The organism is Rhodococcus sp. MH15, from assembly GCF_019266045.1.
GTDB classification, from domain to species: Bacteria; Actinomycetota; Actinomycetes; order Mycobacteriales; family Mycobacteriaceae; genus Rhodococcus_F; species Rhodococcus_F qingshengii.
In genome coordinates this window covers 452,373-473,094 of record NZ_LPNP01000065.1, presented here as the reverse complement: position 1 = coordinate 473,094, position 20,722 = coordinate 452,373, and the positions used below count along the sequence as shown (strand labels likewise).

At 61.7% G+C, this 20,722-nt stretch carries 20 protein-coding genes; 12 read left to right on the top strand and 8 right to left on the bottom strand.

Features of this window, described 5'->3' with window-relative positions:
- Positions 1–2 precede the first annotated feature (2 nt).
- The 4 genes from ATN37_RS16635 to ATN37_RS16620 form a co-directional block, all read right to left on the bottom strand.
- Positions 3–557 carry a Fur family transcriptional regulator gene (locus tag ATN37_RS16635; protein ID WP_218695412.1) on the bottom strand — a complete coding sequence of 185 codons (555 nt, stop codon included), beginning with the start codon at positions 555–557 and terminating at the stop codon, positions 3–5.
- Positions 558–669: 112 nt separating this feature from the next.
- A complete protein-coding gene (locus ATN37_RS16630) occupies positions 670–1,413 on the bottom strand; it encodes a helix-turn-helix domain-containing protein (protein ID WP_218695411.1) in 744 nt (247 codons plus the stop codon).
- Positions 1,382–3,001 (bottom strand): AMP-binding protein, encoded by a 1,620-nt coding sequence (locus ATN37_RS16625; protein ID WP_218695410.1) that lies wholly within the window; start codon positions 2,999–3,001, stop codon positions 1,382–1,384. The genes ATN37_RS16630 and ATN37_RS16625 overlap by 32 nt, the downstream gene beginning before the upstream one ends.
- Positions 2,995–4,965 carry a thiamine pyrophosphate-dependent enzyme gene (locus tag ATN37_RS16620; protein ID WP_218695409.1) on the bottom strand — a complete coding sequence of 657 codons (1,971 nt, stop codon included), beginning with the start codon at positions 4,963–4,965 and terminating at the stop codon, positions 2,995–2,997. The genes ATN37_RS16625 and ATN37_RS16620 overlap by 7 nt, the downstream gene beginning before the upstream one ends.
- Positions 4,966–5,244: 279 nt before the next feature.
- Between ATN37_RS16620 and ATN37_RS16615 the strand changes: the two genes are divergently transcribed.
- The 7 genes from ATN37_RS16615 to ATN37_RS16585 all read left to right on the top strand — a co-directional run bounded on the left by ATN37_RS16615 (position 5,245) and on the right by ATN37_RS16585 (position 12,162).
- Positions 5,245–6,162 (top strand): alpha/beta hydrolase, encoded by a 918-nt coding sequence (locus ATN37_RS16615; RefSeq protein WP_054187024.1) that lies wholly within the window; start codon positions 5,245–5,247, stop codon positions 6,160–6,162.
- A gap of 72 nt (positions 6,163–6,234) precedes the next feature.
- Positions 6,235–7,533, top strand: a complete 1,299-nt coding sequence (locus ATN37_RS16610; protein WP_143542547.1) for a sugar ABC transporter substrate-binding protein — start codon at positions 6,235–6,237, stop codon at positions 7,531–7,533.
- Positions 7,534–7,550: 17 nt separating this feature from the next.
- On the top strand, positions 7,551–9,080 hold the full coding sequence (locus ATN37_RS16605) for a sugar ABC transporter ATP-binding protein (protein WP_218695408.1): 1,530 nt from the start codon (positions 7,551–7,553) through the stop codon (positions 9,078–9,080).
- 8 nt (positions 9,081–9,088) lie between these two features.
- Entirely contained in the window at positions 9,089–10,102 is a 1,014-nt protein-coding gene (locus ATN37_RS16600; protein ID WP_168421999.1) for an ABC transporter permease, read from the top strand.
- Positions 10,099–10,950, top strand: a complete 852-nt coding sequence (locus ATN37_RS16595; protein ID WP_218695407.1) for a mycofactocin-coupled SDR family oxidoreductase — start codon at positions 10,099–10,101, stop codon at positions 10,948–10,950. Before ATN37_RS16600 ends, ATN37_RS16595 begins: the two co-directional genes overlap by 4 nt.
- Positions 10,951–10,999: 49 nt before the next feature.
- A complete protein-coding gene (locus tag ATN37_RS16590) occupies positions 11,000–11,833 on the top strand; it encodes a mycofactocin-coupled SDR family oxidoreductase (protein ID WP_054187020.1) in 834 nt (277 codons plus the stop codon).
- Positions 11,834–11,859: 26 nt separating this feature from the next.
- Positions 11,860–12,162 carry a hypothetical protein gene (locus ATN37_RS16585; RefSeq protein WP_218695406.1) on the top strand — a complete coding sequence of 101 codons (303 nt, stop codon included), beginning with the start codon at positions 11,860–11,862 and terminating at the stop codon, positions 12,160–12,162.
- A 258-nt stretch (positions 12,163–12,420) separates the two neighbouring features.
- On the opposite strand, the gene ATN37_RS16580 is transcribed toward ATN37_RS16585, so the two are convergent.
- From ATN37_RS16580 to ATN37_RS16565, 4 genes are read right to left on the bottom strand one after another with little or no spacing between them, the layout of a single operon-like run.
- Entirely contained in the window at positions 12,421–13,068 is a 648-nt protein-coding gene (locus ATN37_RS16580) for an acetoacetate decarboxylase family protein (RefSeq protein WP_218695405.1), read from the bottom strand.
- The gene (locus ATN37_RS16575; protein WP_158170261.1) at positions 13,052–14,767 is read right to left on the bottom strand and encodes a GMC oxidoreductase; all 1,716 of its coding nucleotides are present in this window, start codon (positions 14,765–14,767) and stop codon (positions 13,052–13,054) included. Before ATN37_RS16575 ends, ATN37_RS16580 begins: the two co-directional genes overlap by 17 nt.
- Positions 14,764–16,248: an NAD(P)/FAD-dependent oxidoreductase gene (locus ATN37_RS16570; RefSeq protein WP_075831939.1), complete on the bottom strand. Its 1,485-nt coding sequence runs from the start codon at positions 16,246–16,248 to the stop codon at positions 14,764–14,766. The genes ATN37_RS16575 and ATN37_RS16570 overlap by 4 nt, the downstream gene beginning before the upstream one ends.
- A complete protein-coding gene (locus tag ATN37_RS16565) occupies positions 16,245–16,769 on the bottom strand; it encodes a TetR/AcrR family transcriptional regulator (protein WP_223304522.1) in 525 nt (174 codons plus the stop codon). The genes ATN37_RS16570 and ATN37_RS16565 overlap by 4 nt, the downstream gene beginning before the upstream one ends.
- Before the next feature lie 183 nt (positions 16,770–16,952).
- On the opposite strand from ATN37_RS16565, the gene ATN37_RS16560 reads away from it, so the two are divergent.
- The 5 genes from ATN37_RS16560 (at position 16,953) to ATN37_RS16540 (ending at position 20,719) form a co-directional block, all read left to right on the top strand.
- Positions 16,953–17,657 (top strand): LuxR C-terminal-related transcriptional regulator, encoded by a 705-nt coding sequence (locus ATN37_RS16560; RefSeq protein WP_075831937.1) that lies wholly within the window; start codon positions 16,953–16,955, stop codon positions 17,655–17,657.
- A gap of 149 nt (positions 17,658–17,806) precedes the next feature.
- On the top strand, positions 17,807–18,073 hold the full coding sequence (locus tag ATN37_RS16555; protein WP_232354230.1) for a helix-turn-helix transcriptional regulator: 267 nt from the start codon (positions 17,807–17,809) through the stop codon (positions 18,071–18,073).
- A 131-nt stretch (positions 18,074–18,204) separates the two neighbouring features.
- On the top strand, positions 18,205–19,272 hold the full coding sequence (locus ATN37_RS16550) for a sensor histidine kinase (protein WP_218695404.1): 1,068 nt from the start codon (positions 18,205–18,207) through the stop codon (positions 19,270–19,272).
- The gene (locus tag ATN37_RS16545) at positions 19,269–20,366 is read left to right on the top strand and encodes a hypothetical protein (protein WP_075831935.1); all 1,098 of its coding nucleotides are present in this window, start codon (positions 19,269–19,271) and stop codon (positions 20,364–20,366) included. The genes ATN37_RS16550 and ATN37_RS16545 overlap by 4 nt, the downstream gene beginning before the upstream one ends.
- Positions 20,367–20,413: 47 nt before the next feature.
- A complete protein-coding gene (locus ATN37_RS16540; protein ID WP_007732306.1) occupies positions 20,414–20,719 on the top strand; it encodes a hypothetical protein in 306 nt (101 codons plus the stop codon).
- Positions 20,720–20,722 lie beyond the last annotated feature (3 nt).

Genomic DNA, 20,722 nt, shown 5'->3' with positions numbered 1-20,722 from the left:
CGTCAGAGGAGCGGGGCTGCATCCGAGTCGAACGCATGGGCTGCATGCGAGGTGACTGACTCGGAGGTTCTGGACGCATCAATTCGATTCTGCGAGACCGCGTCCGACTCGGTGTCGGATTCGGCAGAATTCTTCAGGCAATCTTCGCAACGGCCCCAGAACACGACCTCGGCTTCGTCGATTTCGAAGCCGTGATTATCGGAAGGTTCGAGGCAGGGAGCTTGGCCGACAACACAATCGACGTCGACGACCTTGCCGCAGCCGCGACAGACGAGGTGATGGTGGTTGTCACCAGTCCTCGTCTCGAACCGTGCGGGCGAACCCGCCGGCTCGATGCGTCGCAGCAATCCTGCGTTCACGCATGCCTTCAGCACGTCGTAAACGGCCTGTGTGGATACCGATCCGAGCTGCTGCCGCACGAGTGCTGCAACAGAATCGGCGTCTGAATGCGGTTGGGCTGTAACCGCATCCAGCACGGCGAGGCGCGGAGCAGTGACCCTCAACCCGACGGCGCGCAGTTGCGCTCGGGGGTCGAAGTCATGCTCTCCGTCTCGCATGTTTCCCAGTATGCCGCTTTTCTGGAATTAGTCAAGAAAAGGATTGCCTAAGTTGAATCGAGACCGTTGTCACACCTAGCGGCGTCACACCCAGTGCATCGCACCCGGTTACTCAGCCCAGGACGAACCAGATCGCCTTGACCGTCTCGTCCGTCTCGTTGCGCAACCGGTGGGGAACGTTCCCGACCAGGTGTATCGCTTCACCCGCCTTGAGGAGCCGACGCATTCCGTCGATGTCGATCGTCAGAGTCCCTTCCAGCACGTACCCGTAGTCGTCACCCGAATGAGTCTGCGGTGCATCGCCCGGTGCGGAATCGGCGCCGGGCTCGTACTCCGTGAGGAGGAACTGGACGTGATGGTTCGCGGGAGTGTTCGCCAACCGTTGCCAGCGAACACCCGACCGAAAGGTGAGGCAGTCGGAGATCCGCGGTTCGTGAGTCTTCGTTTCGGATGCGGACTCCCGTTCCGGATCGACGCTGTTGCCGAGCAGCACGTCCAAGGACAGGTTGAGTTCGGTCGCGATCGCAAAAAGCGTGTTCACCGCGGCCTGACTCTGCCCCAGTTCGAACTGCGACAGGAAGGACGGCGATACGCCGAGCCGCCTCGCCAATTCACGAACCGGGATTCCCTGTCTCGTGCGTTCGGCACGAACCGTCTTGCCTACCGACGTCCCCAAACCGTTGTCCTCCGTCTTCTGTTTGCGCGCCGCCGCCTTGGCCGGCGCCGACTTCTGCTGTGCCGACTTCTTCTGTGCCGTCGTCTTTTGGGGAGTCGTCTTGCGCGGTTGCGATTTCTTCGATGCAGCCGCTGTCGACTCAGCCGTCTTACGAGGTGGCTTTGCGCCGGTTGCCGTCATGTCCGAACTCGCTTCCGTAGGTCTCGGGGACCGCCTGTGCGGAGCCCAAGCCTAGCGCTCGACGTAGGAGAAACTTCTGAACCTTCCCACTCTCCGTCCGAGGAAGCGACGCAACGGTCTCGACTCTCTCCGGAGCTTTCTGAACGGCAAATCCTTCGGACAGCAGGAAGATCCGCAGATCTCGAACGCTTGGCGGATCACCGTCCGGAACCACGAAGGCGCACGCGCGCTCGCCCAGATCCTCGTCCGGATACCCGACCACCGCCACCTCTCCCACATTGGGATGAGCCTCGAGGGCCCACTCGATGTCGGCAGCGCTGAATTTCTCTCCGCCCCGGTTGATGATGTCCTTGATCCGTGACGTGATCCGGATCTGACCGGGTCCGTCCACGGCGGCTACGTCGCCGGTCCGGAAAAAGCCGTCCTCGGTGAACGATTCCTCGTTGATCGAGCTGTCGACGTAGCCGACGAACAGTTCCGGGCCCCGCACCAACAGCTCGTCGTCTTCGCCGAGCCGGAATTCGTTTCCGCCGATCACAGCTCCTTCGTTCTCTGCCTGCAGGTCGATGTCACCGAAAGGATCACCCATGACGAGGGTCGGAAGTTCCGTCGATCCGTAGGTGCGAACAACCGCCGTCCCCATCACGCGATGGGCCCGACGCACCAACTCGGGCGGAATCCCGGCCCCACCACACACGAATCGGGTCAGCTGAGATCGTCGATATCCGCCCTTCTCGTAGGCGTCGGCGAGACCACGGAGAAACGGTGTCGCGCTCACGGTGAACGTGCATTGCTCGCGTTCGATCAACGCAACTGCCACTTCGGGAACCCAGCGTTGCATCAGAACGGTAGAGCAGGCTGCCGCTGCCGGCAGAACTACCGCATACGAAATTCCGGTGATGTGGGGTAACGGCGAAGGCATGAAGATTCGGTCCTGCGAATCCACGCCACAATGCGCGATCAAGCTCGAACTCTCGGCCATCAGGGTCCGATGTGTGTGAAGCACGCCTTTCGGAGCCGAGGTGGTTCCCGACGTGTAGAGAACGAGGGCGACATCGTCGGGATCCGCGCGGTGGTCGGGCCGGTTCGACTCCATCCCGAAGTCCAGGAAGTCGTCGAACGTTGTGCGTCGCAACCCACCTTCGCCTCGAGCCTCCACCAGAAGAACCTCTCGGCCCAGATCACGGAGCACCGTCCCGAGTTGCTCGACGTGACGATATCCGCGGTATTCCTGCGGGGCTACGATCACCGACGGCTCAGCTTGCTCGACGATGAAGGACAACTCGTGTGCGCGGTAAATCGGGACCACCGGAAGGAGAATGCCGCCGGCAAGCCACGTGCCCCAGGCCGCAACCACGGATTCCCACCAGTTCGGCAGTTGAACGAGTACCACTTCTCCAGGCTCGAATCCCGATTTATGCAGTGCGCCTGCAAAGCTCGTTGCAGCGTCCACCAATTCCTGGTAAGTCCACCGCACACTCTCGTCGACAAGGGCCAGTGCTTCGGGATCGCGACGCAGGGCGTCGAGAAGCATCTCGGGCAGCACCCCGCCGCCGGTCATTGCCCGCGGGCGGGTAGCGCTCAGCACGACATCACCCGCCGAACGGCTGCAACGATGTCGTCAGGTCCGACTTCCCACTCACGTTCGAGCACCGGCGCATAGGGCGCAGGCGCGTACCGTGCTCCCACCCGCACTACCGGCGCGTCCAGTGAATAGAACCCGGAATCCACCGCCATAGCTGCGATCTCGGCTCCGACGCCGAAGTCCACGACGGCTTCCTGGGCAATGACCATCCGGTTCGTCCGACTGAATGATTCGAGAATCGTCTCCCGATCGAGCGGAGCAATCGTTCGTAGATCGATGACCTCGGCATCGATCCCTTCGTCTGCCAACGTCTGCGCCGCGACCAAGGCGTGCAATGCCATACGCGACCACGAGACGATGGTGACGTCCGAACCTGGTCTCGTCGCCGCTGCCTTTCCGATCGGAACCCGAAAATCCCTGCTCGGCAACAAACTCTTCTTCTCGTACAGCAGTCGATGCTCGATGAACATGACCGGGTTGTCGTCCTCGATCGCTGCCCGCAACAACCCGTATGCATCCGCGCCCGAACTCGGCATGAGCACAGTCAGTCCCGGGATGTGCGCCAACAGCGCCTCGAGACTCTGCGAATGCTGACCACCCGACGATCTGCCGGAACCGAACTGCGTCCGCACCACCAACGGCAGACTCACTGCGCCGCCCGTCATGAACCGAAGTTTTGCCGCCTGATTCATCAACTGATCCAGGCACACCCCGAGGAAGTCGAGGTACATCAGTTCCACGACGGGCCTACGGCCCGCCATCGCGGAGCCGACGGCAAGACCCATGATTGCCGATTCGGAGATCGGCGTATCGAGCACTCGACCCGGATACTTTGCGGCCAATCCCCTGGTCAGACCGAAAACATTTCCGCCGGCAACGTCGATGCCGGCAAGAAACACATCCGGATCGGCCGCCAGAGAGTCGTCGAGCGCCGCCTTGAGGATCTTGGACTGCGACACGGCCGCGCCGCCCGCGCCGACACCCACGTCGAGGCGGTCCGGCGGGTAGATGCGACGCGGCGAAAAGATGTACTCCATCACGCTCGACGCCTCCGGTTGCGGCGACGACCGCGCGAAACGCTCCGCCTCGGCGACCACCGCCCTCACCCGCTTGTCCACCAGATCGAGTACTTCGTCCCCGATGCCGAGCTCTCGGAGTCGGCCACGCGTCAGCGTCAGTGGATCGGCCGCGAGAATGTCTCGCGCCATCTCGTCCTTGTCGCGGTACACCTGCGGATCGCCCTCGTAGTGCCCGTGCACCCGCAGAGTCGTGACCTCCACGAACACCGGACCACCGCTGCCTCGCACCTGCTCGTACACCGGCCGAATACCGTCGGCGACCGCCTCGACGTCGTTGCCTGCCAGCGTGATCGATTTCATCCCGTATCCCGCTGCGCGCGCAGAGATCGGGACAGGATGCTGATCCACCGTCGAGGAAAACTCCGAGAATCCGTTGTTCTCGCACAGGAAGATGATCGGCAGCTTCCACAGAGCAGCCATGTTCATCGCCTCGTGGAACGCACCGGTCGCAATCGCCCCGTCACCGAAGAACGCCACCACCAGATCGCCCTCACCGCGATCCTTGGCAGCGAAAGCCGCACCGACGGCAATCGGCAACCCCGCGCCCACGATCCCGTTCGCACCGAAGATCCCCAAGCGGGGATCCGCCACGTGCATCGAGCCACCCCGGCCGTTGTTGGCTCCGGTGACCTTGCCCATCAACTCCGCCATCATCCGGTCGGGCTCGAGACCTTTTGCCAGAACGTGGCCGTGCCCGCGGTGCGTCGAGGTGATGACGTCACTGACCCGCGCATGAGTGAGAGCCCCCACCGCGCACGCCTCTTGACCTATCGAAGTGTGAACGAACCCGGGAATGGTGTCGCCCTTGTAGAGCGTCGAGATGCGCTCCTCCATCATCCGGATCAACAACATCTTTTCGTAGGCACACAGAACTTCTTCGCCGTTCACGAGCCGGAACACCTCCAATAATGCTGCGCTCGTTACGAATACATGCGCAGTGGGTGAGCAGGACTATACCGACGGATTTTCCTTGCTGTCCAGTGGCACTTGACAAAGGCTGTGAGGTGACTCACGATTACGGAGTACTTCGGATCCGCGACGATCCGCTCGGGGCAGTTGGCACGAGCGAACCGCGTCGATGCCGTAATACGCACGGCGACAAGACCGTCCGTTTTCTTTCGTACCTACTTCCGTTCAGCTTTCACTCGTTACATGAGGAGTCGCGCAATGCGCCGTGAAGATGTCGAATTCTCCAGCGACGGAGTCACCGTTCGCGGTTGGCTGTACCGACCCGACACCGACGACGACGTTCCGGCCGTCGTACTGGCAGGCGGTTGGTGCTACGTCCGCGAATTGGTCATGCCCTATTACGCCGAGGCCTTCGTGACGGCCGGTATGGCTGCGCTGGTCTTCGACTACCGCAACCTGGGCGTCTCGGACGGTGAGCCCCGCCAACATCTGGACCCGAAGCAACAGATTCGTGACTATCAGAACGCGCTCAGCTTTCTCGAGCGCACTCCCGGCATCGACAACGACCGTCTCGGCGCCTGGGGAATTTCCTACTCCGGCGGCCACGTGATGATTCTCGCCGCGACCGATCCCCGGGTGAAGGCCATCGTGTCTCAGATTCCGGTGATCGACGGGTACCGCAACATGCGTCGGATCCACGGGACCATGGGTTATCGAAAGCTGTGGGACGCAATTCTCGAAGATCGCCGACTCCGCTTCGACGATCCGGATCAGCGACTGCACATCGCGCATGCGAGCGAGAACCCCGAGGAAGAACTGTCGTCCTGGCCGTTCCCCGAGACGAAGACGACCTTCGCGGCACTTCAAGCCACCGAAGCTCCTCTCTACCAGAACAGTTCGACCATGGAATCCGTCGATCTCCTGCTCGACTACGACGTCAACTACTTCGTACCCCGGATTCTCGACACGCCGTCGATGATGATCGTTGCCGAAGGCGACGACCTCACGTTGTGGGACTTGGAGATCGAGAGTTTCAACAACATCCCGACTCCGAAGAAAGAACTTGTCGTCCTACCGCACACGTCGCACATGACGCTCTACAGCGATCAGTCCAAGCTCGCAGTAGCGGCCGAACACGCTTCCCGTTGGTTCACAACGCATCTGCTGGCGAAGTAGCGAAATCTCCCGTTTCCTCCACACCTCGAGACAACCTCTCGAGCCCCCTCTTGTGAGACCAAGGATGTGATCATGCCTTCGATCGAATCGAAGATCGTGGACGTCGCGCGAAACGCGACGTTCTCTCATCCACTGACCCGACGTTCCTTCTTCGCCGCAATGGGCGCAGCAGGCATCACCCTCGGCGCAGTGGCCTGCGGAGCAGGCGGCAGTTCCACCAGTACCGCCGCCGGCGGTGGCGCCGGCGCGGGCAAAGTCCAGGAAAAGACCCTCTGCCAGGTCACAACTCTCTCCAACGACTACTTCGTCGCGTTCTCGGACGGCGGCAAGCAGGCGATGGACGCGCTGGGCGTGAGCATGTCCTCGGTGGAGGACCAGGGCAACGTCAACACTGCGCTGGGACAGGTAGGCAACGTCCGCGCTTCGGGCGGCAAGTCGATCTTCGGTACTCCCGCCACCGAAGCTCAAGCGGCAGCTGTCACGAAAGCCTGCCAGGCAGCCGGGATTCTGTATGCCAGCTCGTACACGGCGCCCGCCTGGTACACACCCGCCGACGCGGACAAGTGGGTCCGCTTCATCACACCGCCGTCCACCAAGATCGCCGTCGCAACCGCCAAGGCTCTGTTCGACAAGGTCGGCGGCAACGGAACCATCATTCATGTTCCGGGGCAGAAGGGTTCGTCTTCCGACGATCAACGGACAGCTGGACTGAACGCCGCGGCCAAGGACTACCCGGGAATCAAAATCGTCACCGCGTCGCCGGGCAACTGGACTTCGGAAGACGCGAGAAAGGCGTTCACGAACATCTTGCCTTCGGTGCCGGACTTCGTCGGGGTGTTCGCGCAGAACGACAGTCAAGCTGCAGGAGTCATTGCGGCACTGGACGCCGCGAAGATCACCGGCAAGATCGTGGTCGGATTCGACGGTAACAAGCAGAACGTCGAATACATCGCGCAGGGAAAGCAATACCTGACCAGTGCGACGGTCGGCGGACTCACGGCAGGAATTCTCGGTGTCACCATCTTCGATCAACTCAACGGCGTCGACCTGTCTCTGCCGGAGCGATTCCTTTCACAGGGAGCACTCCTGGTGACTCCGGAGATCGCCGACGACGTACTGAAAACCGTGTACGCACCCACACTTCCGTTCGACTGGGCAAAAATGAGCAAGGCCCTGCATCCTGACGATTGGGACCCGCAAACCGTACTCAACCCGATCGATCCGCGGGAGTACTACGCCGGCGTATCGCAGGACCAATACACGCTGAACAGCGCTTGGAACTCTGCAGATATCACCGGAGTACGCACCGAGTACGCAGCCGCGTTCCGCTCGGGCCCGTTGCTGCAGTACAAAGACCAACTCGTGGCCTGAGAATGAGTGATACGAAGGTGAGCGACACAGCAACCATCAGCTTGCGCGGGGTCTGCAAGAGTTACGGACCCGTTCACGCCCTCCAGGACGTCTCACTCGACGTCAGCAGAGGTGACGTTCTCGGCTTGATCGGTGAGAACGGCGCCGGAAAGTCAACGCTGATCGGCGTTTTGACGGGAACGGTGCGTCCCGACGCCGGAAGCCTCGATGTCAACGGGATACACGTGGAACTCGGCGACTCGCGTACTCTCCGCGAACTCGGAATCTCCGTGGTGGTCCAGGAGCAGTCATTGGTCGATGCACTGCGGGTGTACGAGAACATCTATCTCGGACGTGAGGGCGAGATAGGTGGTTGGGGACCCGGCCGGCGTCGGAGAATGCGCGACGCCGCCCAGTCGCTACTCGACACGCTCGGCATCGAGGGGCTGCGCGCCGACGTCGTTGTCGCCGAATTAAGTTACCCGCAAAGGCAACTGGTCGAGATCGCACGTGCCTTCTCGCGGATCACCGACGCCACCGAAGCGCCGGTGATCCTCCTCGACGAGCCGACAAGCGCGTTGACCGAGACCGAGGTGGAAATCCTCTTCGCGTTGATCGAGGGGTGGCGCGATCGGGTGTCGTTCATCTTCGTCTCTCACATCCTGCAAGACGTCCTGCGGATCAGCACACGGCTACTCGTACTTCGCGACGGGCGGTCCATCGAAACGCTCTCTGCTGACGGCGTCACGGCGGAGCAACTGCACGAGTTGATGGTGGGTAGCGAACGCAGCGCGGACTACTACCGCGAAGGCGAACAGACCGGAGTGCTGTCGACGAAGCCGTTGATCGAACTCCGAGATGCAAGCAGCGCAGGCGAGTTCGAGTCCGTCAATCTTGTCGTCCGACCGGGCGAGGTAGTGGGACTGGCCGGAGTCATCGGTTCGGGGAAAGCGTCGGTGGCTGCAGCAGTCGCGGGTGCGGAGTCGTTGTCGGGGGGTTCGATTCAGGTCGACGGTACTGCGCACGAGCACTGGTCGGTTCCCGCTGCCGTGGCAGCCGGAGTCCTGTACGTCCCGCCGGAGCGTGCCCAGGACTCCCTGTTCCGCAGCGCGTCGATCAGAAACAACATCTCGATCGGCTTCCTCGATCTCCTCCGCCACCCGTGGACGCGGCTACTGCGTTTACGGACCGAAAGGGAACGGACGACGCAGTTGGCCCGCGCGCTGCAGGTCAAGGCCCCGTCGTTGTCGACGCCCATCGGGGAACTCAGTGGCGGAAACCAACAGAAGGCGATCTTCGCTCGGTGGCAAGGTCGCGAATGCAAAGTGCTGGTCCTCAGCGATCCGACGCGTGGAATCGACGTCGGAACGCGAGAGGAGATCTACGGTTTGGTCCGGTCGATGGCTGCATCGGGGGTCGGTGTGCTGCTGTGCGCCGAATCCCTCGAAGAAGTGATCGGAATGTCCGACCGAATCGTGGTCATGAAGGACGGAGTCATCAGCGCAGAGCTGGCGGCCCCTGCAGAGCACAAGCCCGCCGAAGTCGACGTGATCAAGCACATGATGTGAGGAATGCAGTGACCCAGACACTCTCGAAGCAATCGCCGGCCAGCGATGCCGCAGCGCCGTCAGGCGCGCGCGGTCTGCTGAGTCGACTCGATCAGCACCGCAACATAGTTGTACCGACGGTTGCAGTGCTGGTCCTGATCATCTATTTCCAGTGGCGCACGGAAAGTTTCATCACTGCGACGTCCGCGCAGAACATTCTCAACCAGATGGCTTTCCTGACCGTGCTCGCGCTCGCCGGCACGTTTGTCATTCTGATCGGTGGTATCGATCTTTCGGTGGCGGCGACGGCCACTCTCGCCGGAATTCTGATCGCCACGTGGATCGACAAGTTCGGCGGCCCGTTGGCGATAGTCATGGTGATCGCCGCCGGGGCGGTGGTCGGACTGGTCAACGGATTGATCACGACAATGCTCAAGGTTCCGTCGTTCCTGGTGACGCTGGGAATGATGTCCGTACTCGACGGCATTTCCAACACCGTCTCCAAAGGCGGTCCTGTTTCCTATAATTCGAATCTTCTCCAGAGCCTGGTGAACGAGTCGATGATCCCCAACGTCCCCAACGGGGCACTGATCGCAATCCTGCTGACCATCGGCGCGACAGTCCTGGCATTCGGTACGTCGTTCGGTCGCCACATGTATGCGGTGGGCGGCAACGAACGCGCCGCGGCACTCGTCGGTGTTCGCGTACGACGCACCAAACTTGCGGTCTTCGCGGTTGCCGGAGCCGTCGCCGCGATTGCCGGAATCATCTTCACCGGCCAGGCCAGCACCGGCGTCCCGATGGGTGCAGGCCCCAGCCTGCTCAATTCCATCGCAGCCGTGGTGGTGGGCGGCACCGCACTGTCCGGTGGCGTCGGCGGCCCACATCGAACGATCCTCGGTGCACTCGTGATCGTGTTGCTGAGCGCCGGAATGGACCTGACCTCGGTCGACCCCTACACACAACTCGTCATCAAGGGCATCGTGGTGATTGCCGCAGTTGCACTGACCATCGACCGACGCCGATACGGAGTGATCAAGTGACCACCAGAGCACGCACCACCGGAAGAGTTTCGGGCAAGGTCGCGTTCGTCACCGGCGCAGCACGCGGCCAGGGCCGGGCACATGCGATCCGCTTGGCCGAGGAAGGCGCAGACATCATCGCGCTCGACATCTGCGCCGATGTCGAAGGCGTTCCGTACTCGCTGGCAAGCGAAGCCGACCTCGCCGAGACCGTCCGGTCGGTCGAGGCGGTCGGCGGACGAATTCTGGCCGAGGTGGCCGATGTTCGCGACTTCACCGCGATCAAAGGTGTCCTCGGCCGCGGAGTCGACCAGTTCGGTCACGTCGACATCGTCTGTGCCAACGTCGGTATCAACATCCCCTCACCTACACACGAACTCACCGAAAGCCAGTGGGGCACTGTCGTCGACATCGATCTCAGCGGCACGTGGCGAACTGCCAAGGCAGCAATCCCCTACCTGATCGAACAGGGCATCGGGGGCGCGATCATCCTGACCAGCTCGGCGGCCGGGCTCAAGGGATACGGCAACATCGCGCACTACACAGCCGCGAAACACGGCGTCAACGGGTTGATGAAAACTCTCGCGCAGGAACTGGCTCCCCACCGAATCCGAGTGAACACCGTCAACCCCACCCAGGTCGACACTCCGATGATCATGAACGACGCCATGTACGAGTTGTTCTGTCCGGACATCGACGAGCCGACCCGGGAGGATTTCGCCCCGTTGTCGCAAGCGATGAATGCGCTGCCCATCCCGTGGGTCGAATCCGTCGACGTCAGCAATGCCGTGCTTTTCCTCGCGTCCGACGAAGCCAGGTACATCACCGGCGTCGCACTGCCCGTCGACGCAGGCGTACTCGTCAAATAGCTCTCCGATCACCCACGTACACAACAATTTCAGCAACAGGAGGATCCCCATGACCGGACGATTCGAAGGCAAGGTCGCATTCATCACGGGTGCTGCTCGCGGGCAAGGGCGTAATCACGCATTGCGGCTGGCGCAGGAGGGCGCGAACATCATCGCTCTCGACTCCGTCAAGGACAACGACACCGTGCCGTACCCCTTGGCCACGGAGGACGACCTTCAGGAAACAATCCGTCTCGTCGAAGAAGCAGGCGGCAAGATCATCTTCTCGCACGCCGACGTGCGCAACTTCGACTCGGTCAAGCTGGCCCTCGAAGCCGGGCTCGATCGCTTCGGCCACGTCGACATCGTCATCGCAAACGCGGGCATCCTCTCCTTCGGGAACGCGCACGAATTGGACGAGGAGAAGTGGGGCGAAATGATCGACGTCAACCTCAGCGGCGTGTGGCGCACCGTCAAGGCCGCGATCCCCCACATGATCGAACAGGGCACCGGCGGCGCGATCGTCCTCACCGCCTCCGTTGCCGGGCTGCGCGCGTACACGGGTGTCGGACACTATGTTTCGGCCAAGCACGGCGTCGTGGGATTGATGAAGACCCTCGCCCAGGAACTCGCTCCGCATCGCATTCGCGTCAATACCGTGAACCCGACGCAGGTCGACACCGAGATGGTGCAGAACCAGGCGATGTACAACCAATTCGTTCCCGGCACCGACAATCCGGGTCGCGACGACTTCGCCAAGGCCTCCGGCGACATGATCCTCTACCCGATCCCGTGGGTAGAAAACGACGACGTCACCAACGCCGTCAAATTCCTCGCCTCCGACGAAGCGCGTTACATCACCGGCGTCGCGTTGCCCGTGGACGGCGGCGTGCTGGTCATGTGAGTGACCGACCAGTTCAGGAGACTCTCGTGAACCGAGTGACGAAGATGCCACCTCAGCTCTGTGGAGGGACGAGCGTCGCAAACACCCACGAATGCCAGGTTCGACGTGCCAAACGCTCGCGAAACCGTGGATCGTATGCGGACGACCTCATCGACTTCGCAATCCTGTGGCGCCCGTGGAACGGCGCCGCTGCCGAGGACATCTTCGTCACCTTCGGCCTGTCGACGCGGACGTATTACAACCGACTGCGATCAGCTCTGACTGGGCCGGCCGGATCGGACCTGTGCACGGCACTGAAAATGGAACTCGCCCAGCTCGGCGCTGCCTGAACTCGTCGGCCCTGCTTGAATCACTACACACCGCGTCGGAAATACTTCACGATCCCCGGGAACAAATCCGGGGAGACCGCCGTTGAACACCCTGTCGGCGTCCGAACAAGCCCCGGGCCCCACCCCTTTTGTCGCTGCGAGCGACCACCCGCGGAGAGGCGCCTGTGGGACGTCGACACCTGACTTTCACACCACACGACCAAGGCCGCCCGGTCACTGACGGGCGGCCTTGGTCGCTTTTCGCAGGTCAAACCCCCGTTACCGACGCCTGGCCGCTCCCGTAGTCATTTTTCCGCCCAGAATCACGACGCCGTGATGGGTGCCCGCAGCCAACCAGTCCGGCAGGGTCTGCCCCTCTGCCTCGACGCTCACGCGCGCGTATCGGAACGATCCCGTCAGCCTTGCCGACGCGATCGCCAGACCTCCACCGGACTCCGGCTGCGCAAATCCCAACCCCCCGGCAATCGGCAGACGCGGCCCGAGCATCCGCGTATCCGAACGCACCCGCCATCCGTCGCCGGTTGCAGTGAATTTCTGCTGCACGTCTCCGTCGAACTTGGCCAGAACCTTGGGTAGTTGCCAGTGGACTCGCCCACCGTGCACCGACGGTTCCGAATCCACCGCGATGAAAGGGACCGCCATCCGCGGCATAGGCCCGATCCGTTTCCCTGGCGCATGCAAGACCGGACTGGCGAGGATCTCGCGATACGGGCCGACCGGCGAATCGAGGTAGTCCACCATCATGGCCACCGTCATCGGAATCGTTCGACCATCCGGGCCGAGCTCGCGTGCCGCCGACGTACTGCGGTGCCACCACAGTGTCGCGCGAACGCGAGCCGGCCACGGGGGCGGATCACTCACCGGCCAGTCGACGCGGTCACTTGTCGATTCAGGCACGCTCCACATCGGACACCTTCTCAGCTCGAATGGTCAGGGGAAGCCGCAAAGCGCCTGGTGCATGCGTCGGCACCACCGGATCGGACGGCAAAGTCGGATCGATACGTACGTATGGCTCGCCGGTCTTCGGGCGGGCGTCCGCGCCACCCTTGTTCGGCCACATCGCGCACGCTCGTTCCGCCTGCGCAGTGATGGTCAGGGAAGGATTCACTCCGAGATTTGCGCTCACCACCGAACCGTCCATGACGTGCAGTCCCTCATGACCGTATGCACGCAGATACGGATCGACGACGCCACTCGACGCGCTGTCACCGATCGCGCAGCCACCCAGAAAGTGTGCCGTCATCGGGATGTTCACGATCTCGGCGATGGAACCGCCCGGGTCGCCGTCGATCTTCTCGGCGACCTTGCGAATGGCTGTATGGCCCTGCGGAATCCACTGGGGAGGTGGATCACCCGGTCCCGGCCTACTGGTGAGGGAACGCCCGAATCGTTTGGTGTTCTTGGAAAGTTCGAGGGAGTTGTCGTCGGTCTGCATCACCAGCGCGATGACGGTTCGCTCGGACCAGTTCCGTACCGACAAGGACCGGAAGAACGCACCGGGGTGCCGTGCCGCGACCGCCAGAGTCTTCAGCACCCGGGGAGTTCGCCCGCCGCCGTCACTCAGGACGGTCTGCAGAAGTCCTATTGCATTGCTGCCCTTGCCGTATCGCACCGGCTCGATGTGCGTGTGATCATCCGGATGAAAGGACGATGTGATCGCTACGCCCTGCGTGAAGTTCCGTCGACGCGACTTCGACGTTGCGGCCAGTACGGCTTCGGAATTGGTACGTACGACGGTGCCCAGAGTGTCCGACAGGTCAGGCAGGGCACCGGATTCCTTCATACCGAGCAGCAGTCTCGCCGTTCCATACGTTCCGGCGGCAACCACCACCTGATCGGCGGTGAACCGAACTTCTCGCCGGCGGACGCCGTCCGTTCGCCTCGCGAGCAGGTGATAACCACCGCTTGCGCTCGGCCGAAGTTCGGTGACGGTCGTGAGCGGATGAACCCTGGCGCCCGCTTGCTCGGCGAGATGGAGGTAGTTCTTGACCAGCGTGTTCTTCGCCCCGACTCGGCACCCGGTCATGCATCCCCCGCATTCGGTGCAACCGGTGCGTTCGGGCCCTTTTCCGCCGAAGAACGGGTCCGGCACGGAAACTCCTGCCTCCCCGAAGAAAACACCGACGGGGGTGGACGTGAAGGTCTCCCCCACGCCCATCTCTTCGGCTACGTCTTTCATCACCGCATCGGCCGGAGTGAAGGACGGATTGGTGCGAACACCCAACATCCGTTTGGCCTGGTCGTAGTACGGCGCCAGTTCGTCGTGCCAGTCCGTGATGTGCGCCCACTGACGGTCTTCGAAGAACCGCTTGGGTGGCTGATACAACGTGTTGGCGTAGTTCAACGATCCGCCCCCGACGCCGGCTCCCGCCATCACGAGTACGTCCGGAAGAAGGTGGATACGCTGAACCCCATAACATCCGATCCACGGCGCCCACAGGTACTTTCGCATCCGCCAACTGGTTTCGGGCAACTCGTCGTCGGCAAACCGTCGACCGGCTTCGAGCACCCCGACACGGTAGCCCTTCTCCGTCAGGCGAAGAGCGGCGACACTGCCACCGAATCCCGATCCGATTACCACCACGTCGTAGTGCGTCGTGGTCATGCCTGGACGCTTTCGATCTTGCGAGCGGAGTAGTTCTCACGATCGAAATGCTCCAGCAGCGAACGGAATTTGAATGTGAACGTCGGCCACTGCACCGAGTTGCGCCCCTCCGGATCGATGTACCAACTCGAGCATCCGCCCTTGTTCCACACCGTGTGCTGCAACTCGTGCTGAATTCCCTTGTTGTAGTGCACCTGTACCGACTCGTTGACATCAAGAGCGTCCAGTCGCTCACGTTTCATGGTGTTCAACGCGTCGTTGACGTACTCGGCCTGGGACTCGAGCATGTACACGATCGAACTGTGTCCGAGGTTGGTGTTCGGACCGTACATGAGGAACAGATTCGGGAACCCGCTGACCGCAGTGCCCTTGTAGGCATTGGGGCTACCGTTCCAATGCGCGGCCAGCGTTTCGCCACGTTTTCCGGTGATCAGATGCGCCACAGGCGGTTCCGTCGGCGTGAACCCCGTGGCGAAGATGATGGTGTCGACCTTGTGCTCGACTCCGTGCCCGTCGACCACCCCGCCCTCGGTGACCGAGACGAGCCCGCTGTCGACCAGGCTCACGTCCGCGCGGTCGAGGGTGCGCAACCAGTCGTTGGACAGAAGCATGCGCTTGCAACCGATCGTGAAATCGGGAGTCAGTTTCCGGCGCAACTCCGGATCTTTCACCTGTCTGCGCAGATGGAGGCGCGCGGCCGCCTCGAAGGCCGGCAGGACCCACGTCGCATGTGACATCGCGGCACCGAGCAACTCGCGAAAACCGTAAACCGCTCCGCGAACAACTTTCTGCGTAGCGGGAATCCGCGAGTACACGGCCTTCTGCGCCGCAGGCAGGGTGCGATCCATTCGCGGAATCACCCAGGCCGGAGTTCGCTGGAACACGGTGACATGGGCAGCAGGGTCGGCAATTTCGGGAACGAACTGAACCGCCGACGCTCCCGTTCCGATCACGGCTACGCGCTCACCACGCAGTTCGTGTTCGTGGTTCCACGTCGCCGAATGGAAAGTGGTCCCGGAGAATTGGTCGAGACCGGGGAAATCCGGGATCTTGGGCGTCGACAACGCTCCGGTCGCGGCGACCAGAGCTTTGGCCGTCAACGACCCTCGAGATGTCCGAATACGCCACAGCGCCGCATCCTCGTCCCACACAGCAGCTTCGAGCTCGCAGTTCAGGACTACGCGTTCCACGATGCCGGTGTCTGCGGCCACCTTCTTCAGATAGTTGTAGATCTCGGGTTGACGAGCAAAGGTATGACTCCAATCGGCGCTCGGCGCAAAAGAATACGAGTACAACGCCGTCGGCACGTCACAGGCACAGCCTGGATAGGTGTTGTCGCGCCAAGTGCCGCCGATGTCAGCTCCACGCTCGATCAACACGACGTCTGCAGCGCGGTTGTCGCGAAGCATTCTGGCGGCCAAGCCCATACCGGCAAATCCGGCACCGACGATCAGCGTTTCGACATGTTCGGGAAGCTTCACTTCTTCTCCACTCGGGATTGCCAGGCCGGCAACAGTCGCGCTCTGAGCGCGTCGTCGGCTTCGGATGTACGAAACAGGGCTGAGACGGCTAGCCCACGAACGAGTTCGATGGTGAGTTCGACCGACTCGGAATCGAACCGATCACCGAACAACTCGGCGCTGCCGAACTCGAGCGCCTCACTCACCTTGCGTTCGAGGGGCACCGTCGCCGCATGCAGAACGGGATCGGTCCGCGCCGCGACCCACAATTCGAGGGCGGCATAGAACAGCGGCCCGGAGAACGCGTCCGCCAGGACCTCGAGGCCTCGACCCCGATCCACCTCAGCGGTGAGGATTTCTTCCAGTCGTTTGTCGACCAGATACTCGACGGCCGCGACGACCAGCGATTCCTTGGTCGGAAAATGATGCAGTTGCGTACCCCGCGAGACGCCTGCCCGGCGGGCGATCTCTTGCGTGCTGGTCCGTGCGTAGCCCAGCTCGACCAACGATTCGACGGCGGCGTCGAGGAGGCGCCCACGCATCGCCGCTGTACGTTCGGCCTGGGTACGGCTTACTTTCGCATCGGAAGTGGTCTCGGTCACAAGACAACTGTAGAGCCGAAACGTAAAACAGTCCAGGCTGACTTCAAATCTTGACACGTAACATACCGGTCAGTCAGCTCTGCCTGATAACGTCCTCGCATCGAGCGGAGGGAAACAATCGCTATGCCAGAGCAAACAGCATTTCCACACCGCCGTGTCGGGTTGGTGGAAGACCACGAGTCGGTAGCAATCGGCGTGTCCGTGATGCTCGAGGACGAGCCGGACCTCGAATTGGTGTGCATCGCGACCACTGTGTCCGAGATGCTCGCTCAGAACGTCGCCTTGGATCTGGCAATCCTCGACCTCCGGCTGGCCGACGGTTCATCGCCCAAGAGCAATGTCGAGCAACTGCGGGCCGCCGGGCTCGAGACATTGATCTTCACCGGGGCGGAAAACCCGTACCTCGTTCGCTCGGCCGCCCGTGCCGGCGTACTGGGTGTTGTACGCAAGTCCGAACCGACTGCCGTCGTGGTTGATGCGATACGCGCCGCCGCGTCGGGAAGGCAGGTGGTGACGACAGAGTGGGCTGCCGCAATCGACGGGGATCCAGGTCTCGACGAAGTGGGTCTGAGCCCTCGACAACTCGAGGTCCTCGAACTTTACGCATCCGGAGAGAAGGCGGATCGAGTTGCGCGACTCACCGGTTTGGCGCCGCAGACGGTTAACGACTACCTCCAGCGCATCAGGCAGAAATATGCGGCTGTCGGACGACCCGCACCGACAAAAACGGATTTGTACAAACGCGCGGTCGAAGACGGGGTGTTACCAATTCCTGAACGGCCTACTTCCGGAAAAAAGCTGACTTTGACTAACAATGAGGTTCGGTAACAATAACTCTCACAGCACTGCCCCTGAGAATAGGGGCAGAGGAATTGATGTCTGGGAAAAATTTCCCTCTTCGAATTACATTCATATGACAAGAAGACGGCACTGTCGGGGGTCTGTCATTCCGCTACAGAGAAGTAAGGACGAAACTCATGACAGTCACTGTGGAAAACTGCATGTCACAGGATCCCGTCGGACCGCACCTTTCGGAGCGCGAAATCGAGGTTCTCAGGGAATGGCTACTGAGTGATTCGAAGTCACGCGTCGCTCAAAACCTCTACATCAGCGTGGGAACGGTGGGGACCCACCTGTCGCGGATTCGCGAGAAGTATGCCGACGTTGGAAGGAACGCACCGACGAAATGCGAATTACTCGTGCGAGCGATACAAGATCAGATAGTGACGATCGACGAACTCTGATCGACAGAGTTGCTTTCGACAAAACAGCCAGTGCTTCTGACGAAATTCTGAGGCTCTTCGGCCGTTTCATCGGCGCCGGCTATGTCTGCTATCTGATATTGCTTGCCCCTGCGATTGCAGAAGCCACCGCGATGTCTGCGTCGTGGTGGACTCCACTGGCGGTGGTCGCGACTTTCGGTAGTGGGCTGGCGCTGGGAGCATCGACGTTCCACGCCGACACCCGATGGGTGAAACGAACTGCGAGCGCAAATGCGGTTCTCTACGTCGTGGTCATCCTCCTGTGGTGGCCGGCGTGGAATGGTGACCACGTCACAGATTTCACCTTGTGGATTTCCAATTTCCCCGGCGTCGCCAGCCTTGCTGCCGCTGCAGCTTGGCGACCGGCCGCCGCCGTCGTGCACCTTTTCGTAGTGGCAACACTCGCACAGTTGACCAATCACATAATCCGGACGAGTCCCACGACGCACCTGTTGGTTCCCGACCTCGCCTTCGCCTGGACATTTTGCGCGGTTTTCGTAGCAGCGGCCGTCATGGCCTTGCGAACCGGACGAGTACTGGATGCGACCATCGCCACCACTCATGCCGCTGCCGCCGGCGCCGCCGCGGCCGAGGCCAAATCCGTCGAACGCGAGAGATTCGACGCACTCATCCACGACACCGTGATGTCGACTCTGCTCGCTGCTTCGAGAAACGATGCCGATCCCTCGGTCGTCGCTCAGGCGCGAAGGACGGTGGCAAGACTCGACGAACTGCGCTCCGGAACCGACCACGAGACGAGTTTCGACTTCGACGGAATCCTCGCTCAGTTGCGTTCAGCCGCTTCGGAAGTGGACGAAAACATCACGTTCGAGACCGCCCTCTCCGACGGGTCTGATCCGAGCGGATACGCACCCGACTCGATTCGTGCGATGGCCGGTGCGATGGCCGAGGCACTGCGCAACAGCGTCAAACACGCCGGAAGCAGTGCACGGCGTTCGGTCACGGTCACGGCAACCGCCACCCACCTCGAAGTAGTCGTCACCGACGACGGCGTCGGCTTCGATCCGAGCTCCGTCGAGACGCATCGCCTCGGAATCACTGTCAGCATCCGCAGCAGAATGCGTCAACTCGACGGCGGATCGGCAACCATTCGATCGTCACCCGGCCGCGGCACTTCGGTGACTCTGACGTTGAGCTTGCCCGTAGCGGTGATGACATGACCAGACCGGACGGACGAGATGTCCGCGATCTTCTCGGCATGCACAGCCGTGCTGCTCGATTCATGGCTGCATGCTTCGCGCTCACCTGCGTGATCTCGGTCGCCTACACGTCCTCCGACGTCCGCGCAGTCTGGCCGATGATCTTGGCAATTATCGTGTGCTCGACTGCGGCTTTCACACTCGTACTGAGCAGAGGCGACCCGATGCCGCTGGGGCAGAGCGTTCTGGTGTCTCTGACCGGCGCCGTCACGAGCGGCCTGGTGTTGTCAGTGGTTCCCGTCCCCGTCAACGACATGACTCAACTCTGGATGTTCGGGATGTCGACGGCAGTCTTCACCTTCATGTGCGTTCGTGGGCGTACAGCACTCGCGTGGCTCGGGCTTGGACTCATGGTGTTGGTGACCGCCATCTGGTCCTCCACCACCGGCCAGGGGGCCATGTACGGAGTGTCGTTGACGGTCATCAACGCGGGCCCTGTTCTGATGTCGACCTTCTTCGCATACACCATCCGTCCTCAAGCCAGGGTTATCTACGAACTTCGTGAGCGGTCCACCCAACGAATTGCCTCCGCGTCCGCCAGTGCTGCGATTCTCGAGGAACGCGACGCTCAACTCGACAGGCTCGATGTCCTTGCACGCCCGCTCCTCGAACGGGTCGCTTCCGGGGTTCCACTGACAACCACCGAGCGGCAAGAATGCGAACTCCTCGAGGCGCAACTCCGAGATTCGCTGAGGGCGACAGGCTTACAACAGACAGATGTCATCGATGCTGTGCGTGCCGCTCGAAACCGCGGCGTCGAAGTGGTCCTGCTCGACGACCACGGAATGGATGGCGCGAACGCCGACGTGCGCGACCGAATCCACTCGAGCATCGTCCGGGAACTCACCGCGATCACGCGAGGAAAAGTGACCATACGGATCCTTCCACCTCGGCGTACCGCTATGGCCACGATGCTGGTCGACACTGAAGACGTTCGACGAATCGAGTTCGATCACAACGGAATGCAGCTGCTACGGCAGGGGGACCGGGGAGAGCTCGGCACCTCGTCCATGTCCGTCGATTCGACTACAGACAGCGCCGTCGAACCCGAATAGCTTTCGAGGAGAGTGAGATTCACCGGGTCGATCACCAGGAGAAATGAATGATCTTCGAACTGCGTCCAGCGCATGTCGCGCGTGCCCTCGCCGCACTGTGTGCCCTTCCGATTCTGTGGACCTTCGCAGTAGAGGGAATCACCACGACAACGGAATACGACTACAGCACGGGCGAAGTGTCCTCGTCGAGCGACCTGGGCTCTCAGATCGGAAGCGTCGCGATCTGGATCGTCCTCGCGATCGCATTTGCCGCCGGTGCCTGGTATCTGGAGAAGCAGCGCATCGGTTGGCCGGCCGCGGCGCACGAGCAGCTGGTCAAACTGCAGCTGGCATCACCCAACCGAGAAGAGTAAAGG

Excerpts from the sequence above, each read along its gene's own strand:
- ATN37_RS16635 (WP_218695412.1), bottom strand. The coding sequence starts at position 557 with ATGCGAGACGGAGAGCATGACTTCGACCCCCGAGCGCAACTGCGCGCC.
- ATN37_RS16630 (WP_218695411.1), bottom strand. The coding sequence starts at position 1,413 with ATGACGGCAACCGGCGCAAAGCCACCTCGTAAGACGGCTGAGTCGACA.
- ATN37_RS16615 (WP_054187024.1), top strand. The coding sequence starts at position 5,245 with ATGCGCCGTGAAGATGTCGAATTCTCCAGCGACGGAGTCACCGTTCGC.
- ATN37_RS16610 (WP_143542547.1), top strand. The coding sequence starts at position 6,235 with ATGCCTTCGATCGAATCGAAGATCGTGGACGTCGCGCGAAACGCGACG.
- ATN37_RS16590 (WP_054187020.1), top strand. The coding sequence starts at position 11,000 with ATGACCGGACGATTCGAAGGCAAGGTCGCATTCATCACGGGTGCTGCT.
- ATN37_RS16580 (WP_218695405.1), bottom strand. The coding sequence starts at position 13,068 with ATGTGGAGCGTGCCTGAATCGACAAGTGACCGCGTCGACTGGCCGGTG.
- ATN37_RS16575 (WP_158170261.1), bottom strand. The coding sequence starts at position 14,767 with ATGACCACGACGCACTACGACGTGGTGGTAATCGGATCGGGATTCGGT.
- ATN37_RS16565 (WP_223304522.1), bottom strand. The coding sequence starts at position 16,769 with ATGCGTGGGCGCCTCCTCGACGCCGCCGTCGAATCGTTGGTCGAGCTG.
- ATN37_RS16560 (WP_075831937.1), top strand. The coding sequence starts at position 16,953 with ATGCCAGAGCAAACAGCATTTCCACACCGCCGTGTCGGGTTGGTGGAA.
- ATN37_RS16555 (WP_232354230.1), top strand. The coding sequence starts at position 17,807 with ATGACAGTCACTGTGGAAAACTGCATGTCACAGGATCCCGTCGGACCG.
- ATN37_RS16550 (WP_218695404.1), top strand. The coding sequence starts at position 18,205 with ATGTCTGCGTCGTGGTGGACTCCACTGGCGGTGGTCGCGACTTTCGGT.
- ATN37_RS16545 (WP_075831935.1), top strand. The coding sequence starts at position 19,269 with ATGACCAGACCGGACGGACGAGATGTCCGCGATCTTCTCGGCATGCAC.
- ATN37_RS16540 (WP_007732306.1), top strand. The coding sequence starts at position 20,414 with ATGATCTTCGAACTGCGTCCAGCGCATGTCGCGCGTGCCCTCGCCGCA.